The sequence below is a fragment of the Helicobacter pylori genome (assembly GCF_001653475.1).
Lineage (GTDB): Bacteria > Campylobacterota > Campylobacteria > Campylobacterales > Helicobacteraceae > Helicobacter > Helicobacter pylori_CM.
On sequence record NZ_CP011487.1, the window covers coordinates 460,844 to 486,105 of the forward strand.

Sequence of the window (25,262 nt, forward strand, 5' to 3'; positions counted from 1 at the left end):
CATGCCAAAATGTTTTAAAGATTTAAAGGATTTGGTTCTATGCGATATAGGTAATACGCGCATCCATTTTGCACAAAACTACCAGCTCTTTTCAAGCACTAAAGAAGATTTAAAGCGTTTGGGTATTCAAAAGGAAATTTTTTACATCAGCGTGAATGAAGAAAATGAAAAAGCCCTTTTGAATTGTTACCCTAACGCTAAAAATATTGCAGGATTTTTTCATTTAGAAACCGACTATATAGGGCTTGGGATAGATAGGCAAATGGCGTGTTTAGCGCTAAATAATGGCGTGGTGGTGGATGCTGGGAGCGCGATTACGATTGATTTAGTCAAAGAGGGCAAGCATTTAGGAGGGTGTATTTTGCCTGGTTTAGCCCAATATATCCATGCGTATCAAAAAAGCGCCAAAATTTTAGAGCAACCTTTCAAAGCCTTAGATTCTTTAGAAGTTTTACCCAAAAACACTAGAGACGCTGTGAATTACGGCATGATTTTGAGCGTCATCTCTTGTATCCAGCATTTAGCCAAAAATCAAAAAATCTATCTTTGTGGGGGCGATGCGAAGTATTTGAGCGCGTTTTTACCTCATTCTGTTTGCAAGGAGCGCTTGGTTTTTGACGGCATGGAAACCGCTCTTAAAAAAGCAGGGATATTAGAATGCAAATGACGCACAATTTGAGTTTTTTGGGCATGTTTTTAGCCGCTTTAAGCATGTCTTTAGGGCATTGTGTGGGCATGTGTGGGGGGATTGTGAGTGCGTTTAGTCAAATAAGATTTTCTAAAGTTACAAGCTTTTCTTACCAGCTTATTTGCCATGCCCTTTATAATGTAGGGAGAATCAGCACCTACATGTTCTTAGGGGCTATAACGGCAGGTTTAGGGCATAGTCTTAGTGTGAGTATGGGTTTTAGAGGTGTTTTATTGATGAGCATGGGAGTTGTTTTAATCCTTTTAGCGCTCTTGGGAGCTAAAGTGGAAAAATTAAGCTTTCAAATCCCTTTCATCTCTTTTTTGATGAAAAAAACCTTGCAATCTCAAAACATTCTAGGGTTGTATTTCTTAGGCGTGTTGAACGGGTTTTTACCCTGCATGATGGTGTATTCGTTTTTAGCGAGCGTGATTCTCAGTCATAGTGCGTTTATGGGAGCGATGCTAGGCCTTTCTTTTGGGCTTGGAACCAGCGTGCCGTTGTTTTTAATGGGGATTTTTTTAAGTAAAATTTCCATTTCTTACAGGAAATTTTTCAATCTTTTGTCTAAAGGTTTAATGGGGGTTTTTGGGCTTTATGCCCTTTATATGGGGATCATGCTCATTAACCACCAAACACCCCATATGATGCACCATCAAAATAACACCACACAACAGCAAGAAGACCACTTTCATGAGCGCCACTAACAAAGCCCTTTTTTTGGACAGAGACGGCATTATTAATATTGATAAAGGCTATGTGAGTCAAAAAGAAGATTTTGAGTTTCAAAAAGGGATTTTTGAATTACTAAACCATGCGAAATCTTTAGGCTACAAACTGCTTTTAATCACCAACCAATCTGGGATCAACCGGGGTTATTACACCCTTAAAGATTTTGAACAACTCACCGAATACCTCCAAGAAAGCTTGCTTAAAGAATTGGGTTTCAATTTGGATGGCGTCTATTTTTGCAGGCACGCCCCAGAAGAAAATTGTGCTTGCAGAAAGCCAAGACCCTCTTTAATTTTACAAGCCGCTAAAGAGCATCACATTTGCTTGGAGCAATCTTTTATGGTAGGCGATAAGGAAAGCGACATGTTAGCCGGCTTGAACGCTAAAGTTAAAAATAACCTTTTATTGACCACAAATTTTTTAAAAACTTCTCATTCTTGGATACAATGTAAAAATCTTAAAGAGATGATCAATTGGATTAAATAAGGATAATAATGCGTTATATTGATGATGAATTAGAAAATCAAACAATTTTAATCACCGGTGGGGCTGGTTTTGTAGGCAGTAATCTAGCCTTTTATTTTCAAGAGAACCACCCTAAAGCTAAAGTAGTGGTTTTGGATAAGTTTCGTAGTAACATGCTCTCTAGTAATAACCGCCCCAGTTCTTTAGGGCATTTTAAAAATTTAATCGGTTTTAAGGGTGAGGTGGTTATAGCTGATATTAATAACCCCTTAGATTTAAGGCGTTTAGAAAAATTGCATTTTGATTATTTGTTCCATCAAGCCGCTATCTCTGATACGACCATGCTGGATCAAGAATTAGTGATGAAAACCAATTATCAGGCTTTTTTAAACCTTTTAGAAATCGCTCGCCAAAAAAAGGCTAAAGTGATTTACGCTTCTTCAGCGGGCGTTTATGGCAACACCAAAACCCCCAATGTGGTAGGCTCAAACGAAAGTCCTGAAAGTGTTTATGGCTTTTCCAAGCTTTGCATGGACGGATTTGTCCTCTCTCATTCAAATGACCATATTCAAGTGGGCTTAAGGTATTTTAATGTCTATGGGCCTAGGGAATTTTATAAAGAAAAAACCGCTTCTATGGTTTTGCAACTCGCCTTAAGTGCAATGGCGTTTAAGGAAGTCAAGCTTTTTGAATTTGGCGAGCAATTAAGGGATTTTGTCTATATTGAAGATGTGATCCAAGCGAATGTGAAAGCGATGAAGGCTCAAAAAAGCGGGGTTTATAATGTGGGTTATTCCCAAGCCAGAAGTTATAATGAAATAGTTAGCGTTTTAAAAGAGCATTTAGGGGATTTTAAAGTGAGCTATATTAAAAACCCTTATGCTTTTTTCCAAAAGCACACCCAAGCGCATATTGAACCTGCTATTTTGGATTTAGATTACGCCCCTTTATACGATTTAGAAAGCGGTATTAAAGATTATTTGCCCCATATCCATGCGATTTTTAAAGAGTAGCACGCATGAAAAAAATCCTAGTCGTGGGCGATCTCATCGCTGATTATTACCTGTGGGGGAAGAGCGAACGCCTTTCGCCTGAAGCCCCTGTGCCTGTTTTAGAAGTCCAAAGAGAGAGCAAGAATTTAGGTGGAGCGGCTAATGTGGCTAATAACCTCATCTCTTTAAAAGCTAAAGTTTTTTTATGTGGGGTAGTGGGCGATGATTTAGAGGGCAAGCATTTTATTAGCGCTTTAAAAGCAAGGGGGATTGACACTTCAGGCATTTTAACAGATAAAACCCGTTGCACCACGCTCAAAACGCGCATCATCGCGCAAAACCAGCAAATCGCGCGCGTGGATAAGGAAATCAAAGACCCTTTAAACGCTGATTTGAGAAAAAAACTTTTAGATTTTTTCACAGAAAAAATCCATGAAATAGATGGCGTTATCCTTTCAGATTACAATAAGGGCGTGTTGGATTTTGAACTCACTCAAAAAATGATCGCTCTAGCCAACAAACACCACAAGCTCATTTTATGCGACCCTAAAGGGAAGGATTACAGCAAATATTCTCATGCGAGTTTGATCACGCCTAATCGCACTGAATTAGAGCAAGTGCTCCACTTGAAGTTAGACAGCCATGCGCATTTATCAAAAGCGCTCCAAATCTTAAAAGAAACTTATCATATCGCCATGCCTTTAGTGACTTTGAGTGAACAAGGCATCGCTTTTTTAGAAAAAGGCGAGTTAATCAATTGCCCCACTATCGCTAAAGAAGTTTATGATGTAACCGGTGCAGGCGATACGGTGATAGCGTCTTTAATGCTCTCTTTATTAGAATCGATGAGCCTAAAAGATGCTTGCGAGTTTGCCAATGCGGCTGCGGCTGTGGTGGTGGGTAAAATGGGGAGCGCGTTAGCGAGTTTAGAAGAAATCGCTTTGATTTTAAACCAAACGCACCCTAAAATCCTCCCTTTAGAAAAGCTGTTAGAAATTTTAGAACACCATCAGCAAAAAATCGTTTTCACCAATGGCTGTTTTGACATCCTCCATAAAGGGCATGCGAGTTATTTGCAAAAGGCTAAAGCTTTAGGGGACATTCTCATTGTAGGGTTAAATAGCGACGCTTCTGTTAAAAGGCTTAAAGGGTATAAACGCCCCATAGTGGGTGAAAAAGACAGAGCGTTTCTTTTAGCGAGTCTGTCTTGCGTGGATTATGTTGTGGTGTTTGAAGAAGACACGCCAATCAAATTAATTCAAGCCCTAAAGCCTGATATTTTAGTCAAGGGAGCGGACTATCTCAATAAAGAAGTCATAGGGAGCGAGTTTGCTAAAGAAACCCGTTTGATGGAGTTTGAAGCAGGTTATTCCACAAGCGCTATCATAGAAAAAATTAAAAGGACATGCAATGATTGATGGTTTGATTAAAAAAGAATTTTTAGCCCATAAGGAAGCGTTAGAAAGAAGTTTAGAGAGTTTGCAAGAAGCGTTAAAGCAAAGCGTTCATTTTTTGATAGAAACTTTAGAAAATCAAGGGAAAATCCTTATTTGCGGTAACGGGGGGAGCGCTAGCGATGCGCAGCATTTTGCCGCTGAATTGACAGGGCGCTATAAATTGGAAAGGAAAGGTTTGAGCGCGATAAGCCTTAATACCGATACCTCAGCTCTCACCGCCATTGCGAACGATTATGGTTATGAAGAAGTGTTTGCCAGACAAGTAGAAGCGCTAGGGGTAAAAAACGATGTTTTGATAGGGATTTCTACAAGCGGTAATTCCAAAAATGTCCTAAAAGCTTATGAAAAAGCCAAAAATTTAGGGATGAAAACGCTTAGTTTGGCGGGGCGTGATGGGGGGAAAATGAAGCCTTTAAGCGATATGGCTTTGATTGTCCCTAGCGATGATACCCCACGAATCCAAGAAATGCACATTCTTATGATCCACATCTTATGCGATTGCATTGAAAGGCATTTCGCTAATAAAAATTAGCCCTAATTTTGAATTTCTTTAGGGATTTGATAGTTTTCTATCATTTGGATGAGTTTTTGCTTGAAAGAATCAATGTTGTTTGGATTAAGCAGGTGTTTCTTGCTCGCTATGGCTTGCAGGACTTCTTTGGAACCTATGGGATCATAGTGCCCTATATCCTTATAGTGTTTTATCTCTTTAGCTAATGGCATGGCGCGTAGGTCATGGATTTCTGCATTAGGGTATTTTAAAAGCGCTTTTAAGGCGTTGTGAATGGCGTTTAAATTGCGTGTTAAAATGGTGTGATTATAAACCTTGTATTTTAAGAGTGAGTCCGTTCTTGTCCATAAAATAAAGCGTTTATCGCTGTGTTTTTGAATAAAATCCTCTAGTTTTTTGGTGACTTTTATTATGCATTTGGCTGGGTTTGATGGATTTTCAAAGCCACAAAATAATTAAACACAATAGAGCCAACCAATAAGGGCAAATATTTCACATTCCAAAAAGCATAAAAAAACAAACTAGCCAATACTAGCCATAGTTTAGGGAATAGGGGATTTTTAACATAAGTTTGCAAGATAAAATACCCTAAAAAACCAATAGGCAAAAAAGCAAAGAATAACGGCGTGTTGAATAACAAAACAAAAACCCTTAAGTGAGATGATGAGAACTAACATTATATACAAAAAAAATACAAGCTACGCTACAATAAACTTTCTATAAGTCTGATCACAAAAAATAAGGAAATCATAAGATGCTGCAAACCATCAACTTAACGCAACGCTATGCGACTAAAAAATTGTTTGAAAATGTGAATATCAAGCTGGATAAAAACAAACGCTACGGGCTGATTGGGGCTAATGGGGCAGGAAAATCCACTTTTTTAAAGATTTTGAGCAAGAGCATTAATTGTAGCAGTGGGGAAGTTATCATCACAAGCGGGATGAGAATGGGGGTTTTAGGGCAGGATCAATACGCTTTTGAAGATTTGAGCCTTAAAGATGCGGTTTTGATAGGCAATAAGCGTTTGTATGACGCTATCAAAGAAAAAGAGCGCTTATACACCGAAGGCGATTTGAGCGATGATAAAGTGAATGCCAGATTAGGGGAGTTAGAAACCATTTGCGTGGAAGAAGATCCCATGTATGAATGCGAAGTGGTGATTGAAAAAATCCTAGAAGATTTAGGTATTCCTAATTCTAGGCACAATGATTTGATGAAAACCTTGCCAAGCAGCGATAAATTTAAAATCCTTCTCGCTCAAGTCTTATTCCCCAAACCGGATATTTTGCTTTTAGATGAGCCGACCAACAACCTGGATTTAAACGCCATTGAATGGCTAGAAAACAACCTCAAACGCCATGAAGGCACGATGGTAGTCATCAGCCATGACAGGCATTTTTTAAATGCGGTATGCACGCATATTTTAGATTTGGATTTTCACAGCGTGCGCGAATTTAGCGGGAATTATGACGATTGGTATATCGCTTCCACTTTGATTATTAAACAGCAAGAGGCCGAATACAATAAAAAACTCAAAGAGAAAGAAGAATTGGAAAAATTTATCGCCAGATTTAGTGCTAACGCTTCTAAAGCCAAGCAAGCCACTAGCCGCCAAAAACAACTAGATAAATTAGACATTCAAAGCTTAGCGGTATCTAGCAGGAGGGATCCTAGCATTATTTTTAAACCTAAACGCACCATTGGTAATGAAGCTTTAGAGTGCGAAAACATCTCTAAAAGTTATGACGGGCAAATCATTTTAAATCAAGTGAGCTTGAAAGTGATGCCTAAAGATAAAATCGCTCTCATAGGGCCAAATGGCGTGGGTAAATCCACGCTTTGTAAAATTTTAGTAGAAGAGTTAAAGCCTGATAAGGGCGTGGTGAAATGGGGAGCGACCGTTTCAAAAGGCTATTTCCCGCAGAATGTGAGCGAAGAAATCAGTGGGGAAGAGACCTTGTATCAATGGCTCTTTAATTTCAATAAAAAGATTGAAAGCGCTGAGGTTAGGAACGCTTTAGGGAGGATGCTTTTTAATGGCGAAGAGCAAGAAAAATGCGTGAACGCTTTAAGCGGGGGCGAAAAACACCGCATGGTTTTATCCAAGCTCATGCTAGAGGGGGGGAATTTCTTAGTCTTAGATGAGCCAACCAACCACTTGGATTTAGAAGCCATTATCGCTTTAGGCGAAGCGCTCTTTAAATTTGATGGGGCAGTGATTTGCATAAGCCATGACAGAGAGCTCATTGATGCGTATGCTAACAGGATTATTGAATTAATCCCAAGCCCTAAAGGCGCTTCAATCATTGATTTTAAAGGCAGTTATGAAGAGTATTTAGCGAGCAAAAAATGAAACCACAAGATATTGAAATCGTTCAAAGCGTTTTAGAAATTACAGGGCCTATTAAGGTTACTTTGGTTTATGATAAAGCCAAAGAGCTTTTTGAAGAAAAGAAGATTGAAAAGATGTTTGATTATGGGGGCAACACTCCCGATCAGAGCGTTAGCGCTGTTATTTATACAGCCTTAAACAAGGGCGAAGAGCTGCCTTTTTTCAAAGCGCAAGAAAAACCGGTTTTAATCGCTTTAAAAGGTGCGGCTAAAGAGTCGGTTTTAAACACTGAAAAAGTCTCAAGCATTCCGAGCGCTAAAAGCATGCATGAAAGAGATTTGCACCCCTTTTTAACTTGCATGGCTTTTTATAATGAAAATTTGAAATGCTATACGAAAACCATTTTTCACGAAGGGAGTTCAAAATCGCCAAAAGGCATGGACAGGTGGCTTTATCCGGACATGGTTGGGGTTAGGTTTTTGCACGCTGAATGGTCTAATGAAAATTTAATCGCTTTTTCTAAGAAATTTGATACCTTACCCGTTAAACTGGTGAGCTTTGAATTGAAAAAAGAAATCAGCGTACATAATTGCAGGGAGTGTTATTTTCAAGCGATTTCTAACAGCTCTTGGGCTAATGAGGGGTATTTAGTGGGCCATCATATTGATACGCATAATCCCAAACTCATGGACTTGTTGAAGCGTTTGCATGCGAGTTTTGGGATTGGCGTGATTGATTTGAGAACGGATGAGGATAAAAGCGCTATTTTATTGAACGCTAAATACAAAGAAAAAATTGATTACACCGTGGCTTCAGAGCTTAGCGAAAAAAATAGAGAATTCAGCGGTTTTTTAAAGAGCGTCGTGGATTATGACCCAAACCACCAAAACCGCTATAAAGATGAATTTGATGAGATTAAAACAAAAGAGGAGTTATACCCTAACTCATAACTTTCTTTTTAAAAAACGCTTTAAGCGATTTTGTAAGGGCGTTTCAAAAACCCTAAATAGAGTGCTAAAGAGCAGCACGACCAAGCAACCCCTAATAAAAACCCTCCTAAAACATCGCTAGGGTAATGCACCCCTAAATAAACCCTATCATACGCCATTAAAAAAATCCAAAAAAGCAAAACCACAGCGCCAATCGTTTTGGTGCGATGATTGGCGTTAGAATAGCATAACAACAACGCCAAAGAGCCGTAAAAAAGCGCTGAAGCTAAAGCATGCCCGCTAGGGAAACTAAAGCCATGCGCAAAAGCCAGTTCGCCTAGTTCGCCATTAGTTGCAGGGCGTGGGCGCGCCACAAAATGCTTAAGGAGTTTTAAGGTGATTTCGCCTAATAAAATGCTAAGAAAAAACCACAACGCCAAAGCGATTCGTTTTTGAAACCCAAACCACAAGCTAATGAGTAAAGCGATAGAAGTGGTGAGCTTGCTTTGCGCAAACCATGTGCTGAAAAACACGAAAGAAAGCCACGCGCTTTTTTGAATGGGGGCTGGGTTGTTGCGGATCAAGTCTGTAAAAAATAAATCCAATTGTTGCACCCACTCTTTTTGAAAAGCCACCCCGCTTATCACGATGCCAAACAAAATAAAAAAGACCACCCCCACAATCCCAAGCGTTTTAGCTACTTTTTTTTCTCTTACGCTTATTGTTCTGTCAAATACCATTCAAACCCCTTTTAAAAATGACCTTTAAAAGGGCGATTATAACTTATTTGATTAAAAAATAAGTTTTATGACAAAATTATACAATAACCAAAATCCCATTATTTAAAAAAAATAACAATAAAGTTTTAATTATCAGTATTTGATGAGAATAAAGCTTTTTGGTTTGCCTAAAACCCCACTATAAAAACTGCAACACTCTCAGGTTTTGAAAGCAATTTTATATCAAATTTCAAGCTCGGTTCTACCCTGGAGCTTGCATTATGGATCCGTAATGAAAATGACCACCCTTCATTTAAAAATAACTCTAATGTATTGAAACTTTTGGGTTTGAAATCAAAATAAACCATTCTAGTAGGCAATTTGCTTAAAGGGATAATTCTTTTAGGCTTATTTTTCACGCTGCGGTTGAGAGTGTTATTAAAATGGTATGCCTCTAATTTGGTTTTTTGTTCTCTTTCTAACAAAATCGCTTTGTAAAAATCGTATTTGCCTAGCAAATACTCCACCATTTTTTGTGGGACTTTATTATTCTTGTTTTCATTAATTCTTAAAACTTCTTTTTTAAAAGCTTGTAATAATGGGGCATAAATTTCTTGTTCTTTATTGGGGAAATCCCTCCATAACATGCCTTCTTTTTTAGCGTTTTCTAGTCTTTCAAAGAGTGGTTTTATAGTGTCTTTGTCATTTTGAGACACTCTAACGCCCAGCCATTTTTCTCCAAAATCCAAGTCTTTAGAAAGCCTAGAATGCTTTATGGCCTCATGGTTATGCTTAATGCTTAATCCTATGCAAAACCTGTCAAAATAAATTAAAATATCCCGGATATCACCCATTTCACCCAGTTTGTCTTTTTGCAATGATAGGGTGATTTCATTTTGCGAACTCCCTATGACTTCGCTTAATAATGGCTCACAATCCAATAAAAGCAATACGCCTTGTTTTAGCGCTTTCTAAATAACGCTCTTGTAGAGATTTTTCTAAACTTTCATAAGCCCTATAGAATGCATTAAAACCATTTTGTTTATCCACGATAACCTTTTTAAAAACGCTCAATTTTTGCTCTAAAGCTAAACACCATGCGTATTCATACGCCTACCTTATCTGGCACACGACAGGGAGCGGTAAAACCTTAACGAGCTTTAAAAGCGCAATTTTAGCTAGAGAATTAGAAAGCGTTTCAAAAGTCTTGTTTGTGGTGGATAGAAAGGATTTAGACTACCAAACCATGAAAGAATACGATAAATTCCAAAAAGATTGCGCTAATTCCAACACCAGCACCAGGATTTTAAAAGAACAGCTTGAAAACCCTAGCGTTAAAATCATTATCACCACGATCCAAAAATTAGACAAATTCGTTAAATCCCACCTTAAAGGGCATGCGATCGTTAATGAAGAAGTGGTGATGATTTTTGATGAATGCCACAGGAGTCAGTTAGGCTCAATGCACCAAGCCATCACTAAAGCGTTTAAAAAATACCACCTTTTTGGGTTCACAGGCACGCCCATTTTTGCAGAAAATTGCGATAAAAACAACCCTTTAGGCACGACAGAGCAGAAATTTGGGAATTGCCTCCACCAATACACCATTATTGATGCGATCAGGGATAAAAATGTTTTGCCCTTTAGAGTGGAATACCATAACACCATTAAAGCTAAAGAGGGCATTAAAGACCATAAGGTTAGAGCGGTTGATGAAAAAAACGCCCTTTTAGACAACAGAAGGATTAAAGAAATCGCGCGATGCATTTTGGAGCGTTTCAATCAAGCCACTAAAAATAAAAGATTCAATTCCATTCTGGCATGCTCTGGTATAGAAGCGCTGAAAAAATACTACCGGGCTTTTAAAGAAGAAAAACACGACCTTAAAATCGCTACCATTTTTAGCTATAGCGCTAATGAAGAACTTGATATATTAGAAGATGAAAACAATGAAAGCGCTACCCATCTAGACAAAAGCTCAAGGGATTTTTTAGAGGACGCGATTGCGGATTATAATGAAATGTTTGACACTTCTTTTGACACTTCGGATCAAAAATTCCAAAGTTATTATAAGGATCTTTCTCAAAAAGTAAAAGATCGCAAAATCGATCTTTTAATGGTGGTGAACATGTTCTTGACTGGGTTTGACGCTACAAGGCTCAACACCCTTTGGGTGGATAAAAACTTAAAATACCATGGGCTAATTCAGGCTTTTTCACGCGCAAACCGCATTTTAGATAGCGTTAAAACGCATGGGAATATCGTGTGTTTTAGGGATTTAGAGCAAGATTTAAATGACGCTCTCATGCTTTTTGGCAACAAGGACGCCAGGTCTATTGCGCTATTAAGAAAATATGAAGATTATTTGAAAGGCTATGCGGATAACAATAAAGAATACGAGGGTTATGAGCGTTTGATTGAAAGACTTTTAACAGAATTCCCGTTAAAAGAGCCCATCATTTCAGAAAGACAGAAAAAGGATTTCATTAAGCTTTTTGGCAAGATTTTGAAATTAGAAAATATTTTAAACAGCTTTGAAAATTTTAAAAAAGACGATTACATCAACCCAAGGGATTTTCAAGACTATCAAAGCAAATACCTTGATTTTTACGATGAAATGAGGCCAGAAAAAGGGAAGGATAAAGAAGAGATTAACGACGATTTGATTTTTGAAATTGAACTCATTAAGCAAGTGGAAGTCAATATTGACTATATTTTGAATTTAATTGAAGAGTTCGCTAAAGAGCATGGGGTAGAAATTCAAGGCGTTAAAACCAAAATAGAGCCGATTATCAACTCCAGCATAGAGTTAAGGAATAAAAAAGATTTGATCATGGATTTCATTGACAAATACAACAAAGACCAAGAAGTCCATGCGTATTTTCAAGAGTATATCCACCAAAAAAGAGAAGAGGAATTCCAAAATATCATAGAAAAAAACCGCTTGAATGAAGAAAAAGCCTATTCGTTCATGCAGCATGCCTTTAGGGGGGGCGAAATTAATTTCAGCGGGACGGAATTCCCTAAAATCATTGAAGAAAAACCCTCCAGGTTTAACAAAAATTCGCGCTATCAAGAGGTGAAAGAAAAAGTCGCTGCAAGCCTTTCTCGTTTTTTCTACCGCTTTTGTGATCTCACTAGCCATATATTCAAGAAAAATGGGGTTAAAAAAGATGAGGTTAAGGAAAAATAGTTCATTTTTGAACGCTTTTAAATTAAAACTCAAAGACAGCGCCGCTTAATGGATTTTTTTGTAAAATCAAAGAAAGTTTAAGGAGGTTTAAAATGTTAAAAGAATTACGCCAAAAACGCCCCTTAGTGCATAATATCACCAATTATGTGGTGGCGCAATTTGTGGCTAATGGTTTGCTCTCCTTAGGGGCATCGCCTTTAATGAGTGATGCCATTGCTGAAATGCAAGATTTGGCAAAAATTTCTGACGCGCTCGCTATCAATATTGGCACTCTCAATGAACGCACCATTTTATGCGCTAAAGAGGCTATCAAACATTACAAGGCTTTGAATAAACCCATTGTGTTAGATCCTGTGGGGTGTTCAGCAAGCGCTTTGCGTCATGACACCAGTTTAGAGCTTTTAGAAAGCGAAGGGATTAGCGTGCTTAGGGGTAATGCTGCAGAATTAGGATCTTTAGTGGGTATTTCTTGCGGAAGTAAGGGGTTAGATTCCAAGCATCCCGCCACGCCTATAGAAATTGTCAAACTAGCGGCTCAAAAATATTCTGTGATAGCGGTAATGACGGGTAAAATAGATTATGCGAGCGATGGGAAAAAAGTTTTTAGCGTTACTGGGGGGAGCGAGTATTTAGCCGTCATTACTGGGGCTGGGTGTTTGCACACAGCAGCGTGCGCGAGCTTTTTAAGTTTGAAAAAAGACCCCCTAGATTCTGTGGTGCAACTTTGCGCTTTCTATAAACAAGCCGCTTTTAGCGCGCAAAAAAAAGTGTTAGAAAATAACGGCTCTAATGGTTCGTTCTTGTTTTATTTTTTAGACGCTCTAAGCTTGCCCATCAAGTTAGAAAACAGCCTTATTAAGGAAGAGTTGTGAAAATTTACCCGCAAGTTTTAAGCATTGCCGGTAGCGATAGCGGTGGGGGCGCTGGGATACAGGCCGATTTGAAAGTGTTTCAAACTTTTGGCGTGTTTGGGACAAGCGTGATCACTTGTATAACCGCTCAAAACACACAGGGCGTGCATGGGGTTTATCCCTTGAGTGTTGGAAGCGTGAAAGCGCAAATCTTAGCCATTAGAGATGATTTTTCTATCAAAGCGTTCAAAATGGGAGCGTTATGCAACGCTCAAATCATTGAATGCGTAGCAGACACTTTAGAAACTTGTGATTTTGGGTTGTGCGTTTTAGATCCGGTGATGGTGGCAAAGAACGGGGCTTTGCTTTTAGAAGAAGAGGCGATTTTAAGCTTAAAAAAACGCCTTTTGCCTAAAACCGATTTACTAACCCCTAACCTCCCTGAAGTTTATGCACTCACAGGCGTTCAAGTGCGAGACGATAAAAGCGCTTCAAAAGCGATGGGCGTTTTAAGGGATTTAGGCGTTAAAAACGCTGTGATTAAAGGGGGGCATACAGAGCATTTTCAAGGGGAATTTAGCAACGATTGGGTGTTTTTAGAAGACGCTGAATTTATCCTAAACGCCAAGCGGTTCAACACGAAAAACACGCATGGCACGGGTTGTGTTTTGTCTAGCTTGATTGTGGGCTTACTCGCTCAAGGGTTGGATTTAAAAAACGCTATTACAAGGGCTAAAGATCTTTTAACTACCATCATTCAAAACCCTTTAAATATCGGGCATGGGCATGGGCCTTTGAATTTATGGAGTATCAATAAGCATGTTTGATGCGAATTGTTTGAAACTCATGTTTGTGGCGGGTTCGCAAGATTTCTACCATATAAAAGGCGATCGGACAAACGCGCTTTTAGACGCTTTACAATTGGCTTTAGAATCTAAAATCACAGCGTTTCAATTCCGCCAAAAAGGCGATTTAGCCTTACAAGATCCCATTAAGATCAAACAACTAGCCCTAGAGTGTCAAAAATTATGCAAAAAATACGGCGTGCCTTTTATTGTCAATGATGAGGCGCGACTCGCGCTAGAATTAAAGGCTGATGGCGTGCATGTGGGGCAAGAAGACATGGCTATAGAAGAGGTAATAGCCTTATGCAAAAAGCACCTTTTTATAGGTTTGAGCGTCAATACTTTAGAGCAGGCTCTAAAAGCGCACCATTTAGACGGCGTATCCTATTTAGGGGTAGGCCCTATTTTTCCCACGCAATCTAAAAAAGACATCAAACAAGTTGTAGGCGTAGAGCTTTTACAAAAAATACGAGATAGCGGGGTGGAAAAACCCCTCATAGCGATTGGGGGCATCACGACAGATAACGCTTCAAAATTGCAAAAATTCAGCGGCATCGCAGTCATTAGCGCGATCACGCAAGCCAAAGATAAAGCCTTAGCGGTTGAAAAACTTTTAAAAAATGCGTGAGGAATTCTAAAATTCCAAAATTTTTCTACCCTAGCGTGTCCAACAAACGCTCTTCAAAGGCAAAAAGCATGGGGGTTTTTTCGCATGCAATTTCCACGCAAGAAAAGCCTAAAAGGGTGTTTTGAGCCTCTTTTAAAATTTCTTTAGTCCTTTGGAGGGTGGTTTTTAAAAAAAGCTGTTTTTCTTTTTCTTTCAAGTAAATAACGCCGCCAATTTCGCCCAAATTAGGATACAGAGCGTAAAAATCAACGCTTTGTTTTTTGGCTTTCACTTGCAAAAAAGCTTTTTTGCGTTCGTTTTCAACCACAAAGCTTAAAACCTGCGATTGCAAGCTTAGAAGCATGTTGGCCGTATTCAAAAATTCTTGCGGATTTTTAGCATGGACTAATTTTTCGCTCAAAAGTTCTTTATATTCTTTTAAAGGGGTATTGTCTTTGGCGCTCAATATTTCTTTTATTTGTTTCATTTCAAGGGCGGGCAAATCGTCTAATGCGTCTAAAATTTTTGGGGCAGGCACTAAATTTTTAAGCACAATATCGCCCAGCTGGTTTCTTTGCATGGTCGCAAAATAAGGCTGATTGATTTTTAATTCCTGTTCGCTTTTGGTGGGGATAATCCTGTTACCCACTTGCAAAAGAAAAAGATCTTTATCTTGTTTTTCTAAAACCTTTAACAGAATGGGTAAAGTAGCGTTAAAATGGTGCGTGGCGTTTTTGGAATCAAGAGCGTTAAGTTGGTTGATGGCGTTTAGGGCTTCTAGCATTAAAGGGCGTTGTCTTTGATAAAATCAAGGATTTTAAAGCTCGCTTCCAATTTGTTCATAGAATGGATTTTTTGGGTTTTATGATGGCTAAAGAGCCACAATTCATTCTCTAATGAGCCAAAAGGGCGTGAATCTTTAATGAGATTCAAAGCGGCCATGGAACAATCCTTGCCGTTATCTTGAGAAGGTTTTAAAAGATTTTGAGCGTTTTTGATGGCGTTTTGTTGATCGTCTTCGGCTTTAAAACCGATTTTAACGAATTGATTGGGATTGATAGAAGCCAGTAAATCCTTATTTTGAACGCATTCAATGTTTAGGGTTTCGCCCAGTTCGCTTTTTTTAAGCTTATGGTTAAAAGAAGTTTTAGGCACATAATCGCTAATGGCGGCTAAATTAAAGAGTAGGGGTTTTAAGGCATGTTTTTGCAAGTTTTTAGCGGCGTTATTCAGGGCGTTTTCATAAGAAGCGGTGTCGCTGACCGGGACGCTTGCGATTTCTTTAGGCAAGGGGGTAGGGAAGTTTGATGCAATCAAAGTCACTTTCGCTCCCTTAAAATATAACGCTAGAGCTAAAGCGCTCGCTTGGATCCCGCTAGAAAGATTGCTAATGATTCTAACGCTGTCAATCTTTTCTATACTCGCGCCGCCTACTACTATGACTTCTCTGTTTTCAAAATAAGCGTCTTTTAAGAGCGTTTGAGCGGATTTAAAAAGGATTTCTAAAGGCTCAGCCATCGCTCCATCGCCTCTAGTGTCGCATGCTAAAAGGGCGTTTTGCGTGTCTAAAATAATGTGATTAAAATCTTTTAAGCGTTTTAAATGGCTTTGAATGATGGGGGAATTAAGCATGTTGGTGTTCATGCTAGGGGCTAGGATTTTAGGGGAAGCGCAAGCTAAAAAAGTCGTGCTTATGATATTATCCGCTAAAGCGTGAGCGATTTTAGACAGGCTGTTAGCGCTTAAAGGGGCAAAGATGAGTAAATCAGCATTAGAGCCGCATGCGATGTGGTTATGGTGCAATGCGTTTTGGTGGTTGTAATACCATTTTTCATTATGGTCATGCAAGACCTTGTGATGGCTCAAAGCTTCAAAGCTTAAGGGCTTGATGAATTTTTTTGCGCCCTTACTCATCACCACTTGAACACTAGCCCCGCTTTTAAACAACAAACGCACTAATTCTAGGGATTTATACGCTGCAATAGAGCCGCTTACGAGCAATAAAACGCGCTTGTTTTCTAATAATCTTAAGGGGTAAAATAAATCTTCTAAAAAATTCATAGTAATTTCAATAGATCATCAGGCTCTAGCCATTGGCTGTTATTATGGCTGCTGTATTCAAAATCGGGGGCGACTTTTTGGCCTTTTTCGTGGAGTTTGGTGAGCGTGTAATCTTTAGGCGTTTGGAAGCTTATAGTGGGCTGAATGATGAAAAAGTCTTCAAATTCTAGGGCTAAATGGCTTTCATCTTTAGGGATCATCACTTCATGGAGTTTTTCGCCCGGGCGAATGCCTATGATTTTAGTAGGGGTATTGGGGGCTAGGGCTTTAGCGAGATCCGTCATTTTCATGCTAGGGATTTTAGGCACAAAAATTTCACCCCCATGCATTCTTTTCAAGCTTTTAAGCACAAAAGAAACCCCCTCATCTAAGGTGATCCAAAATCTTGTCATGCGGATATCTGTAATGGGGATTTCACTCGCTTGGTTTTGGACTAATTTTTTAAAAAACGGCACCACGCTCCCACGACTCCCCACCACATTACCATAACGCACCACGCTAAATTGCGTTTGAGAAGAGCCTTTGAAATTGTTTGCACTCACAAAGAGCTTATCGCTGCACAATTTAGTCGCGCCGTAGAGGTTAATGGGGTTAGCGGCTTTATCGGTGCTTAGGGCGATGACTTGGCTGATGGCGTTTTTTAAGCATGCGTTAATCACATTGCTCGCTCCCATGATATTGGTTTTAATGCATTCTAGGGGGTTGTATTCAGCGATGGGCACATGCTTGAGCGCGGCTGCATGGATGCAAATATCCACGCCCTCTAAAGCGTAATTCAAGCGTTCTAAATCCCTCACATCGCCGATAAAAAAACGCATCCTGGGATCATTAAATTCCATTGCCATTTCGCTTTGTTTTAATTCATCTCGGCTATAAACAATGATTTTTTTAGCGTTGGTGGTGTCTAAAACTTTACGCGCAAAGCGTTTGCCAAAACTCCCAGTGCCACCGGTGATTAAAACCGTTTTGTTGTCTAGCATGTTTTTTCTTTTTCTTACCAGCGATAGCCTAAAGAGGCGCTAAAGATTCTTAATTGCCCAATGTTTGGGGATTGATACAAACTGGAGCGGTTGCTTTTAAAAGTGAAACTCCCCGCTACACCCAAATCAAAGCCCCTAAAATTGTATTTAGTCCCAAAAGCCACAGTATAGCCATTAGAATCCGGAATGCCTATCGCATCTTGGGGGCTTGGAGCTTGGTCATAATCAATAGCGCCCATTAAACGCAAGCTTTTACCCATGTAAGTTACCCCTAATCTAAAGGTGTTGGTGTCCCTCCAGCCAGCCCCCATGTTCATCACGCTTTTAAAATTCGCTAAGCCTACCATTTTTTTAAGCGTCTCAGAGTCTAGTGAAGCCACCGTTCCGCTTAAGCCCTTGTAAGTGGCGTTCGCAAAATCAGGGGTGACTAAAAATTTATTCCCTTGACTCCAAAAGGTGCGCTCAAACACCCCCTCTATTCTTAAATGGTCTTTAAAAAATTGGTGGGCGTAGGCTAGGCTTAGGGTTTGGGGGAGTGAAACATTGATATTCAAGCTGCCTTTAGTCAAAACGCTCCCTAAAGAAGGGCCAAGCTCTGTGATAGCCACTAAATTGCCCTTCATATTGAATGTAACTGAAGAATTATACACCACAGAAAACATGCCATGATCAAAGATACGCAAACTCGAACCCACTCTATAGCCCCCCGATATGCCTTGCCCGTTGGATTTTTGCACGACTTGAGTCGTGCCATAAAGATTCGCGCTCGCTTTCACTAAACCGCTATAACCCATGATTTTTTTCAAGCCGTTATAAAACTCTTGACAGCTTTGATCGCTCATATCCCCACCGACTTTTTGACAATTAAGCGCCGGTTGGTAGCCAATATTGCCTAATAAAGTCATCATGTTGCTTGGCACTTGATTAGCAAAAACATTGTTGGGTAAATTTAAAATTTGCTCCGTGCTCAAAACCGAAGCACCCTCTAAAGGCACATAAACGGTGTTATTAAAGCTCCCGGTCGCATAAAGCCCCCTTAAGCCTACACCCACTGAAAAGCGCTTATTAACAGTATAGCTCATGCTAGGGGCAAGCTCTACCATCATGATGAAAACATCATGCAAAAATTCCCCTCCCTTACCATTCCATTTCATGCCCAACCCACTAGGAGCGGTAAAACTCCCCCCGAAAGTGAAGCCGTTATGCGTGCGCGTTTTATAAAAGAATTTGGGTAAAACAAAATTAGTCGTTCCTGTCCAGCCATTCACGATTTGAGTGTCAGGCGGTGAAGCGAGGGTTACGACTTTTTGATTGGTCAAGTTCATTAGCCCTTGAATGCGATTGAAAGCTTGTTGCAAGCCATTGGTAGCAGCCGTATTGCCAAGCGCTTTAAGGATATTGCCAAGCCCTATAGTGTTGATGATGCCTAAAATATTTTGTTGGCTTTTATCAATTTCTAAACTCGTAACCGAATACAAGCCTTGATTAGTCGTAGGGACTTTAAAGCTAAAGGCCGGGATATTGATCACAGTGGTGGTCATTTCAAATTCGCTTCTGTTTTCACCCCAATCGTTCGTAAAGCCCATATTCGCCGGGTTATAAAAGGAAGCGTCAGCGCCCCTAGCCCCAGCGACATACGCCGAGCCTAAAGCCGTGCCGTTCAAACTTTGCTCTTGGATTTTAAAGCCATTGGCATAAGAAAGCAAGGGCAGGCTTAAAGTGATTAAATGGCGTTTTTTGAGCTTTTTTAAAAAATAGAGTGGGGAAAAGTTTTTCATTGGAGCTCGCTGTCAGCGTTTTCATTATCTTCTAAATCTTGCAAAGAAGGCTCATAGGGTTCAATCCTAATAGCAATTTTTTGCGTCAAATTCTGGAAAGAAATCAGGCCGTTTTTTCTTTCATAAAGGATAATTTCCCCGCTTTTTTGAAACCTTTGGATCATATATTCAGGGGTTAGGTGGCGTTTTCCTAAACCTTTGAAAATATCCCTCCCTAAAACAATGTCATCAAACAAATCCCCATAGCTCACCTTACCAAACAAATCCCTTGCAGCAATCCATTTAGCCGAACATTTTTGGCTAAAACAAATGTTTCGTTTAGTCATATAAATATCGCCCACTCTTTGGCTGAGCTTATAAAGGGTTATTTCAATATTATGATCTTTATCGGTTTTAATCGTGCCGTAATCATAAAAGCGAAAAACCGGTGTGTTAATATAAATGAGCCTGAATTGGCGCAAGGCATTCAAAGTCTCTTCTCTTTTTTTACGAGCTTCTTCTTGTCTGATCTGCTCCTTAGTCTTAGGGGTTTGCTTAGAAAAAGGGTGCTTGGAGCAAGAGACAAAAAAAAGCGTCATGAAAAATAATAAAAAAGCGCTTCTAAAATACCGCATGATTGAGAATAAGAGAGTTTATCCTCTCGATCCGCTCAAAATACGATACCAAATCCTGCCGTCTAATTTAAGCTCCATGCTGACTTGACACAAGCCGTCTTTATAGATGGTTTCAGTGATTTCAGCGTTACGAATGAGGGCATTGACTCTGGTTTTAATCACGGAATTTTGTAAAACCATGTCTTTGACGGTGTCTTGAGCGTTCACTCTGATACCATACATTTTTTCACCCAATTGGCGGTAGCCATCAACAATAGCCGCCCGTTTGGCCAAAGCTAGGGCTTGAGAGGGCGAAATGGTGGATTCTGGAGCCACACCCATGCCCACTGCGTTCAATTCAATGACATTATTAGGCGTGAGAATGGGGGTGTTAGGGATAGCGTTAGTGGGATTAGAGCTAATGATGGGCTGATCGTTATTCTCAAGGCGAGGGCTTGGGAGAGGCTGAACGCTCTTTCTGGGGGTGAAATTGGTTGGGGGATAAATGGGGGCTTGCAAGCCATTAGCTGAAGGGGGGATTAGCTGAGCGTTAGTGTTACGCTTCTTAAAGAGACCGCAACCACTTATCAAAAGAGTGGCAACAAGCAATGAATTGATACCAAAAAAGGCAGAGTGCAAACGCATGGGTATTTTCCTTAAAATGAGTTCATCAAGTCTATTATATCATTTTTGAATGGATTTGTCATGCGGATATTCTTATTAAGCTTATAAGGCTAGTGGGTTTTAATTTAAAGTCTAGGGGATTATGATCTATTTTTGGCTTTCCTAAATTTTTAGTAGGGATAACTCAATTTTTTAAAAAAGGGGATTTTAATGGCTTAATTTTATCGTTTTAAGATTTTATTTTACGATAAAACTCATTTTTTTAAAGTTTGATTTTTAAATTCATTTTCTTAAGGGGGTAGGAGACATTTTGAAAAATTTCCCCCTACAACCCTAGACTAAAACCCCTTAAAGAGCACTTTTTTAATTTAAGAGGTTATGACTTGCTTTTTTCATCAAAAACACAAACAACGACTATTTAAATTCCTATGATAGTAAAAATAATGCGAGTGGTGTCCTTGGCGGGATTCGAACCCACGACCTTACGATTAGGAATCATACGCTCTATCCAGCTGAGCTACAAGGACATTAAAGGACATTATAATTATATAAGAGAGCAAGAAACTTACAATCTATTGATAAGCCCCTTGCTGAGTGGATCAAATTCACTTGCCTTCTTCAACTTTTTGTTTAAGGATTTTACCGGGTTTGAATTTAGGCACCCGCTTGTCTTCGGTTTTATAAGTTTTATCGCTTCCTGGCACTTTGCCTTCTTTGCCTTTTTGCTCTGCGGTTTCAAATTTGCCAAAACCGATCAACTCCACGCTTTCACCTTTGCTTAAAGCTGTTTCTACCGCCAAAGTAAAGGCGTTGATCGCTTCTTCGGCTTCTTTTTTACTGTTGTATTTACCCGCTTCTTTAACCAAATCAATAAATTCCCCTTTGTTCATGTGGATAACCCCTTTTCTGATAGATGCTAAAACCAAGCGATTTGATCGCTTAGCTTGACTGATTGATGGATAATTATAATCAAATCCTAAAGATAAATCAAGCAAAAACGCTTTTTTAAGGGGGTTTAATGCATAAAAAATTTAATTTTGTTGGGCGCTCTTTTTATCTTTAGCGTTAAGGATTAAAGGCGTGCCTAAAAAATTAAATTCTTTCCTTAAGGTGTTGATCAAATAGCGTTTGTAACTGAAATGCAAGGCTTTAGGGCGATTCATTATAAGAGAGATTTGAGGGGGTTTGGTGGCAAATTGCGTGGCGTAATACACTTTCACTAATTTCCCTCCATCGCTTGGTAAGGGGTGTTTTTGGGTGGCTTGATTGATCACGCTATTGAGCAAGCTCGTGGGAATGCGTTTGGAAAAACACTCATAGACTTCTATGATTTTATGCTTGATTTCATCCATATGGTGCGCTTTTAAGCAGCTGGTCGTGATCACGGGGGCGTATTCTAAAAAGCGGAATTTCCTTTTTAAAGTGGCCATGATCTCTTCATAAGGGGCGTAGCGGATGTCCCATTTGTTTAAAATAAGAATGATGCCTAAAGAATGTTTATCCGCTAAAGAGCTGATCTTTTCGTCCAACTCCACAAAAGGAGCGCTCACATCTAAAACTAAAAGCACGATGTGGGATTTTTCTAAGGCTTTTTGCGTGCGTTCTAGTGCGTATTTTTCAATGCCTAAAATTTTACCCCTATGCCTGATGCCAGCGGTATCCACAAAGCAAATTTTTTGATCGCCTATTAGAATGGTTTCATCTATGGGGTCAATGGTAGTGCCAGCCACGCTAGAGACAAGGCTCCTTTCTTTTTTCGTGAGCGCATTTAAGAGCGAGCTTTTGCCCACATTCACCCTCCCAATGATGCCTACTTGAATGACTTCTTCTTTATTTTCTTCTTCTGATGCGTTATTAGGGGTTTCTAAGCTTTCTAAAATATCCGCATCCAAATCTTGCTCTAGGATTGGATTTAAATTCAGTGCGCTCAATATCGCATCAATTAATGCGCTAATGCCTCTATTGTGCGAAACGGAAATAGTAAAACTCTTTGGCATGCCAAAAGAAGAAAACGCATAAGCTCGCTCTTTTTCTTTGTCGTTATCAATTTTATTGATCACTAAAAAGCAGTTAGGGTTGGTTTTAAAAACCTCTCTAAAAAGCTTAAGATCTTCATCGCTAGGGATGGATTTACCATCCACAACATATAAAATCAAATCGCTCATTTGAGCGGCTTTTAAATTAAGGGCTTTGATTTCTTTAGACAAAAGAGCGTCTTTAGCCATGCCCCCTGTATCCAGCAATTCCACTTCATGGCCATTCAATGCGATTTTTCGTTTGTTAATGTCTCGTGTAGTGCCTGCAAAATCTGAAGTGATAGCGATCCTTTCTCTAGCCAGGCGGTTAAACAACGAGCTTTTCCCCACATTAGGTTGGCCTAAAATCGCAATGGTTTTTAAAGTTTTATGGCTTGTATTCATTTTACTTGTAGTTTCACTTTAATCAAAATTAGATTACAATATTATAGTTATTTAAAGCTTAAATAAGGGTCTAGCGTTGTTTTTAGTCAAAAAAATAGGCGTGGTGGTAGTGGTTTTAATAGGCTTTTTAGCTTGCTCGCAAGAGAGGTTTATCCAGTTGCAAAAAAAAGCCCAAGAGCAAGAAAATGACGGCTCTAAACGCCCTAGCTATGTGGATTCGGATTATGAAGTCTTTAGCGAAACGATTTTTTTACAAAACATGGTGCATCAGCCTATAGAGGAAAGGAACGCTTTCGCCCAACTGACTAAGGATGAAGATAATTTTTTTAACCCCGAAACTCCTGTGATTTTATTGAATGAGCCAAACGATAATAATGGAAAAAACCCGCCCTTATACCCAAATGAGCCTGACAACAACACTGCCAATAACGATACAAAAAACCCGTTCCTCTACAAACCTAAAAGAAAAACAAAAAATCCCAAACTCATTGAATATTCCCAACAGAATTTCTACCCCCTAAAGGACGGGGATATTATTATGAGTAAAGAAGGGGATCAATGGCTGATAGAAATCAAATCCAAAGCCTTGAAGCGTTTTTTAAAAGATCAAAACGACAAAGATCGCCAGATCCAAACTTTCACTTTTAATGACACTAAAACGCAAATCGCGCAATTTAAGGGCAAAATTTCTTCGTATGTTTATACCACGAATGGCAGCGATTTGAGTTTAAGGCCTTTTTATGAATCCTTTCTCTTAGAAAAAAAGAGCGATGATCTTTATACGATAGGGGATAAGGCTTTAGATACTATTGAGATTCAAAAGTGTCAAATGGTGTTGAAAAAGCATTCAACCGATAAATTAGACAGCCAGCATAAAGCCATCAGTATTGATTTGGATTTTAAAAAAGAGCGCTTTAAGAGCGATACGGAACTTTTTTTAGAATGCCAAAACTAGGCTTTTGTTACAATAATTTAGATTTTTTGGGTAGCATGTTAGCCTTTCAAAGGCATGGATATTGTTAAAAAGTAAGCTAAGGAGTGTTTATGTGGATCACCCAAGAAATCACGCCGTATTTGCGTAAAGAATACACCATAGAAGCGAAATTATTAGATGTTAGAAGCGAGCATAATGTCTTAGAGATTTTTAAATCTAAGGATTTTGGTGAAATTGCGATGCTTAATTACCAATTGCTGTTCAAGAATTTTTTGCACATTGAAAGCGAGTTGCTCGCTCATATGGGGGGTTGCACCAAGAAAGAGCTTAAAGAGATTTTGATTGTGGATGGGTTTGATTTGGAATTAGCCCACCAGCTTTTTAAATACGACACGCATATAGATTTTGTGCAAGCGGATGAAAAGATTTTAGACAGCTTCATTAGTTTTTTCCACCATTTCCATGAAGTGAAAAACAACAAGAATTTCACGCACGCTAAACAACTCTTAGATTTAGACATTAAAAAATACGATTTGATTCTTTGCTTGCAAGAGCCGGATATTCATAAAATTGATGGTTTAAAAAGAATGCTTAAAGAAGATGGGGTGTTTATTTCTGTAGCCAAACACCCATTATTAGAGCATGTGAGCATGCAAAACGCCCTTAAAAACATGGGCGGGTTTTTTTCTGTTGCCATGCCTTTTGTAGCACCTTTAAGGATTTTGAGCAATAAGGGTTATATTTACGCTTCTTTTAAAACCCACCCCTTAAAAGATTTAATAACGCCAAAAATAGAAGCGCTAAAAAGCGTGAGATACTATAACGAAGACATTCATAGGGCTGCATTCGCTTTGCCTAAAAATTTACAAGAAGTCTTGAAAGACAATATCAAATCTTAAAATGGTTTTAAAAAACGCTATCGCTCTCACAGGGGGGATAGGCACCGGTAAAAGCACCACCATTAAAATACTAGAATCGCAAGGTTATCACATTTTAGATGCGGATAAGATCGCCCACCAGTTATTGCAAGAGTACCGGTTTAAAATCGCCCAACATTTTGGATCAGAGATTTTAGAAAAGGGTATTTTAAACAGAAAAAAACTTGGGGCGATCGTGTTTCAAAAGGCTAATGAGTTAAAATGGCTAGAGGGTTTTTTACACCCCTTAATCCGTGAGTGCATGCTTAAAAAGGCCTATGAATTAGAAAAGAATCATCAAGCGTATTTTTTAGACATCCCTTTGTTTTTTGAAGTGGGGGGTAAAAAACGCTATCCTGTGAGTAAGGTGGTTTTAGTCTATGCACCAAGGGCCTTACAAATTGAGCGCCTTTTAGAGCGAGACAAACTCAAAGAAGCTGAAATCTTGCAGCGCTTATCTTGTCAAATGGATATAGGGCAAAAACGCGCCATGAGCGATTATATTATAGACAACAGCTCCAGTTTAAAAGATTTAGCCAAGCAGGTTGAGTGCTTTTTAAAAACGCTCTTATAAGCTCGTTTTGTATCTAAGCATGTTAAACTACCATTAAATTTTTTGTAAGGCTAAAAA

The 25,262-nt window shown here is 39.2% G+C and carries 23 protein-coding genes, 1 tRNA gene and 4 pseudogenes; 15 read left to right on the top strand and 13 right to left on the bottom strand.

Features of this window, described 5'->3' with window-relative positions:
* Position 1: 1 nt before the first annotated feature.
* The 6 genes from AA974_RS02240 to gmhA are packed head-to-tail and all read left to right on the top strand — an operon-like array spanning position 2 to position 4,866.
* On the top strand, positions 2–667 hold the full coding sequence (locus AA974_RS02240; RefSeq protein ID WP_064433241.1) for a type III pantothenate kinase: 666 nt from the start codon (positions 2–4) through the stop codon (positions 665–667).
* Complete coding sequence (locus tag AA974_RS02245) at positions 658–1,395, top strand: sulfite exporter TauE/SafE family protein (protein ID WP_064433242.1); 738 nt, start codon at positions 658–660, stop codon at positions 1,393–1,395. Before AA974_RS02240 ends, AA974_RS02245 begins: the two co-directional genes overlap by 10 nt.
* Complete coding sequence (gene gmhB, locus AA974_RS02250) at positions 1,382–1,906, top strand: D-glycero-beta-D-manno-heptose 1,7-bisphosphate 7-phosphatase (protein ID WP_064433243.1); 525 nt, start codon at positions 1,382–1,384, stop codon at positions 1,904–1,906. The genes AA974_RS02245 and gmhB overlap by 14 nt, the downstream gene beginning before the upstream one ends.
* Before the next feature lie 8 nt (positions 1,907–1,914).
* Positions 1,915–2,898: an ADP-glyceromanno-heptose 6-epimerase gene (gene rfaD, locus AA974_RS02255; RefSeq protein ID WP_064433244.1), complete on the top strand. Its 984-nt coding sequence runs from the start codon at positions 1,915–1,917 to the stop codon at positions 2,896–2,898.
* 5 nt (positions 2,899–2,903) lie between these two features.
* Positions 2,904–4,295 carry a D-glycero-beta-D-manno-heptose-7-phosphate kinase gene (gene rfaE1 / locus AA974_RS02260; RefSeq protein ID WP_064433245.1) on the top strand — a complete coding sequence of 464 codons (1,392 nt, stop codon included), beginning with the start codon at positions 2,904–2,906 and terminating at the stop codon, positions 4,293–4,295.
* Positions 4,288–4,866 carry a D-sedoheptulose 7-phosphate isomerase gene (gene gmhA / locus AA974_RS02265; RefSeq protein WP_064433246.1) on the top strand — a complete coding sequence of 193 codons (579 nt, stop codon included), beginning with the start codon at positions 4,288–4,290 and terminating at the stop codon, positions 4,864–4,866. The genes rfaE1 and gmhA overlap by 8 nt, the downstream gene beginning before the upstream one ends.
* Positions 4,867–4,868: 2 nt before the next feature.
* Here the strand turns inward: gmhA and AA974_RS07535 are convergent.
* Positions 4,869–5,252: pseudogene (locus AA974_RS07535) on the bottom strand (hypothetical protein); the annotation flags it as partial.
* Positions 5,253–5,257: 5 nt separating this feature from the next.
* A pseudogene (locus AA974_RS02275) lies at positions 5,258–5,485 on the bottom strand (MBOAT family protein); the annotation flags it as partial.
* A 114-nt stretch (positions 5,486–5,599) separates the two neighbouring features.
* Between AA974_RS02275 and AA974_RS02280 the strand changes: the two are divergent.
* Both AA974_RS02280 and AA974_RS02285 read left to right on the top strand, forming a co-directional pair.
* Positions 5,600–7,201: an ABC-F family ATP-binding cassette domain-containing protein gene (locus AA974_RS02280; RefSeq protein ID WP_064433248.1), complete on the top strand. Its 1,602-nt coding sequence runs from the start codon at positions 5,600–5,602 to the stop codon at positions 7,199–7,201.
* Entirely contained in the window at positions 7,198–8,130 is a 933-nt protein-coding gene (locus AA974_RS02285; protein ID WP_064433249.1) for a COG2958 family protein, read from the top strand. Before AA974_RS02280 ends, AA974_RS02285 begins: the two co-directional genes overlap by 4 nt.
* A gap of 20 nt (positions 8,131–8,150) precedes the next feature.
* On the opposite strand, the gene AA974_RS02290 is transcribed toward AA974_RS02285, so the two are convergent.
* Both AA974_RS02290 and AA974_RS02295 read right to left on the bottom strand, forming a co-directional pair.
* On the bottom strand, positions 8,151–8,849 hold the full coding sequence (locus tag AA974_RS02290) for a phosphatase PAP2 family protein (protein ID WP_064433250.1): 699 nt from the start codon (positions 8,847–8,849) through the stop codon (positions 8,151–8,153).
* 167 nt (positions 8,850–9,016) lie between these two features.
* Positions 9,017–9,902 (bottom strand): annotated as a pseudogene (locus AA974_RS02295) (HaeIII family restriction endonuclease).
* 46 nt (positions 9,903–9,948) lie between these two features.
* On the opposite strand from AA974_RS02295, the pseudogene AA974_RS02300 reads away from it, so the two are divergent.
* The 4 genes and pseudogenes from AA974_RS02300 to thiE form a co-directional block, all read left to right on the top strand.
* Positions 9,949–12,021, top strand: a pseudogene (locus AA974_RS02300) (type I restriction endonuclease subunit R, EcoR124 family); the annotation flags it as partial.
* Between the two features lie 92 nt (positions 12,022–12,113).
* Entirely contained in the window at positions 12,114–12,893 is a 780-nt protein-coding gene (thiM, locus tag AA974_RS02305) for a hydroxyethylthiazole kinase (protein WP_064433252.1), read from the top strand.
* Positions 12,890–13,699: a bifunctional hydroxymethylpyrimidine kinase/phosphomethylpyrimidine kinase gene (thiD, locus tag AA974_RS02310; protein ID WP_064433253.1), complete on the top strand. Its 810-nt coding sequence runs from the start codon at positions 12,890–12,892 to the stop codon at positions 13,697–13,699. Before thiM ends, thiD begins: the two co-directional genes overlap by 4 nt.
* A complete protein-coding gene (gene thiE / locus AA974_RS02315) occupies positions 13,692–14,345 on the top strand; it encodes a thiamine phosphate synthase (RefSeq protein WP_064433254.1) in 654 nt (217 codons plus the stop codon). Before thiD ends, thiE begins: the two co-directional genes overlap by 8 nt.
* 25 nt (positions 14,346–14,370) lie before the next feature.
* Here thiE and AA974_RS02320 read toward each other — a convergent pair whose 3' ends face one another.
* The 9 genes from AA974_RS02320 to der all read right to left on the bottom strand — a co-directional run bounded on the left by AA974_RS02320 (position 14,371) and on the right by der (position 22,780).
* Positions 14,371–15,108 carry a hypothetical protein gene (locus tag AA974_RS02320; RefSeq protein WP_064433255.1) on the bottom strand — a complete coding sequence of 246 codons (738 nt, stop codon included), beginning with the start codon at positions 15,106–15,108 and terminating at the stop codon, positions 14,371–14,373.
* Positions 15,108–16,385 carry a bifunctional phosphopantothenoylcysteine decarboxylase/phosphopantothenate--cysteine ligase CoaBC gene (gene coaBC, locus AA974_RS02325; protein WP_064433256.1) on the bottom strand — a complete coding sequence of 426 codons (1,278 nt, stop codon included), beginning with the start codon at positions 16,383–16,385 and terminating at the stop codon, positions 15,108–15,110. Before coaBC ends, AA974_RS02320 begins: the two co-directional genes overlap by 1 nt.
* A complete protein-coding gene (gene pseB, locus AA974_RS02330) occupies positions 16,382–17,365 on the bottom strand; it encodes a UDP-N-acetylglucosamine 4,6-dehydratase (inverting) (RefSeq protein WP_064433257.1) in 984 nt (327 codons plus the stop codon). The genes coaBC and pseB overlap by 4 nt, the downstream gene beginning before the upstream one ends.
* Positions 17,366–17,379: 14 nt before the next feature.
* On the bottom strand, positions 17,380–19,143 hold the full coding sequence (locus tag AA974_RS02335; RefSeq protein WP_064433258.1) for an OmpP1/FadL family transporter: 1,764 nt from the start codon (positions 19,141–19,143) through the stop codon (positions 17,380–17,382).
* Entirely contained in the window at positions 19,140–19,757 is a 618-nt protein-coding gene (locus AA974_RS02340) for an HP0838 family lipoprotein (RefSeq protein WP_064433259.1), read from the bottom strand. The genes AA974_RS02335 and AA974_RS02340 overlap by 4 nt, the downstream gene beginning before the upstream one ends.
* An 18-nt stretch (positions 19,758–19,775) precedes the next feature.
* The gene (locus AA974_RS02345) at positions 19,776–20,381 is read right to left on the bottom strand and encodes an LPP20 family lipoprotein (protein WP_064433260.1); all 606 of its coding nucleotides are present in this window, start codon (positions 20,379–20,381) and stop codon (positions 19,776–19,778) included.
* A gap of 429 nt (positions 20,382–20,810) precedes the next feature.
* Positions 20,811–20,887 (bottom strand) — tRNA-Arg (locus AA974_RS02350).
* Positions 20,888–20,965: 78 nt separating this feature from the next.
* Positions 20,966–21,250, bottom strand: coding sequence for an HU family DNA-binding protein (locus tag AA974_RS02355; RefSeq protein WP_064433261.1), 285 nt, complete (start codon positions 21,248–21,250; stop codon positions 20,966–20,968).
* 141 nt (positions 21,251–21,391) lie between these two features.
* Positions 21,392–22,780 (bottom strand): ribosome biogenesis GTPase Der, encoded by a 1,389-nt coding sequence (der, locus tag AA974_RS02360; RefSeq protein WP_064433262.1) that lies wholly within the window; start codon positions 22,778–22,780, stop codon positions 21,392–21,394.
* Positions 22,781–22,856: 76 nt separating this feature from the next.
* Here der and AA974_RS02365 point away from each other — a divergent pair, with 76 nt between their 5' ends.
* The 3 genes from AA974_RS02365 (at position 22,857) to coaE (ending at position 25,205) form a co-directional block, all read left to right on the top strand.
* On the top strand, positions 22,857–23,735 hold the full coding sequence (locus AA974_RS02365) for a hypothetical protein (protein WP_064433263.1): 879 nt from the start codon (positions 22,857–22,859) through the stop codon (positions 23,733–23,735).
* A gap of 89 nt (positions 23,736–23,824) precedes the next feature.
* Entirely contained in the window at positions 23,825–24,613 is a 789-nt protein-coding gene (locus AA974_RS02370) for a spermidine synthase (protein WP_064433264.1), read from the top strand.
* A 1-nt stretch (position 24,614) separates the two neighbouring features.
* On the top strand, positions 24,615–25,205 hold the full coding sequence (coaE, locus tag AA974_RS02375) for a dephospho-CoA kinase (protein ID WP_064433265.1): 591 nt from the start codon (positions 24,615–24,617) through the stop codon (positions 25,203–25,205).
* The last annotated feature ends 57 nt before the right edge of the window (positions 25,206–25,262 follow it).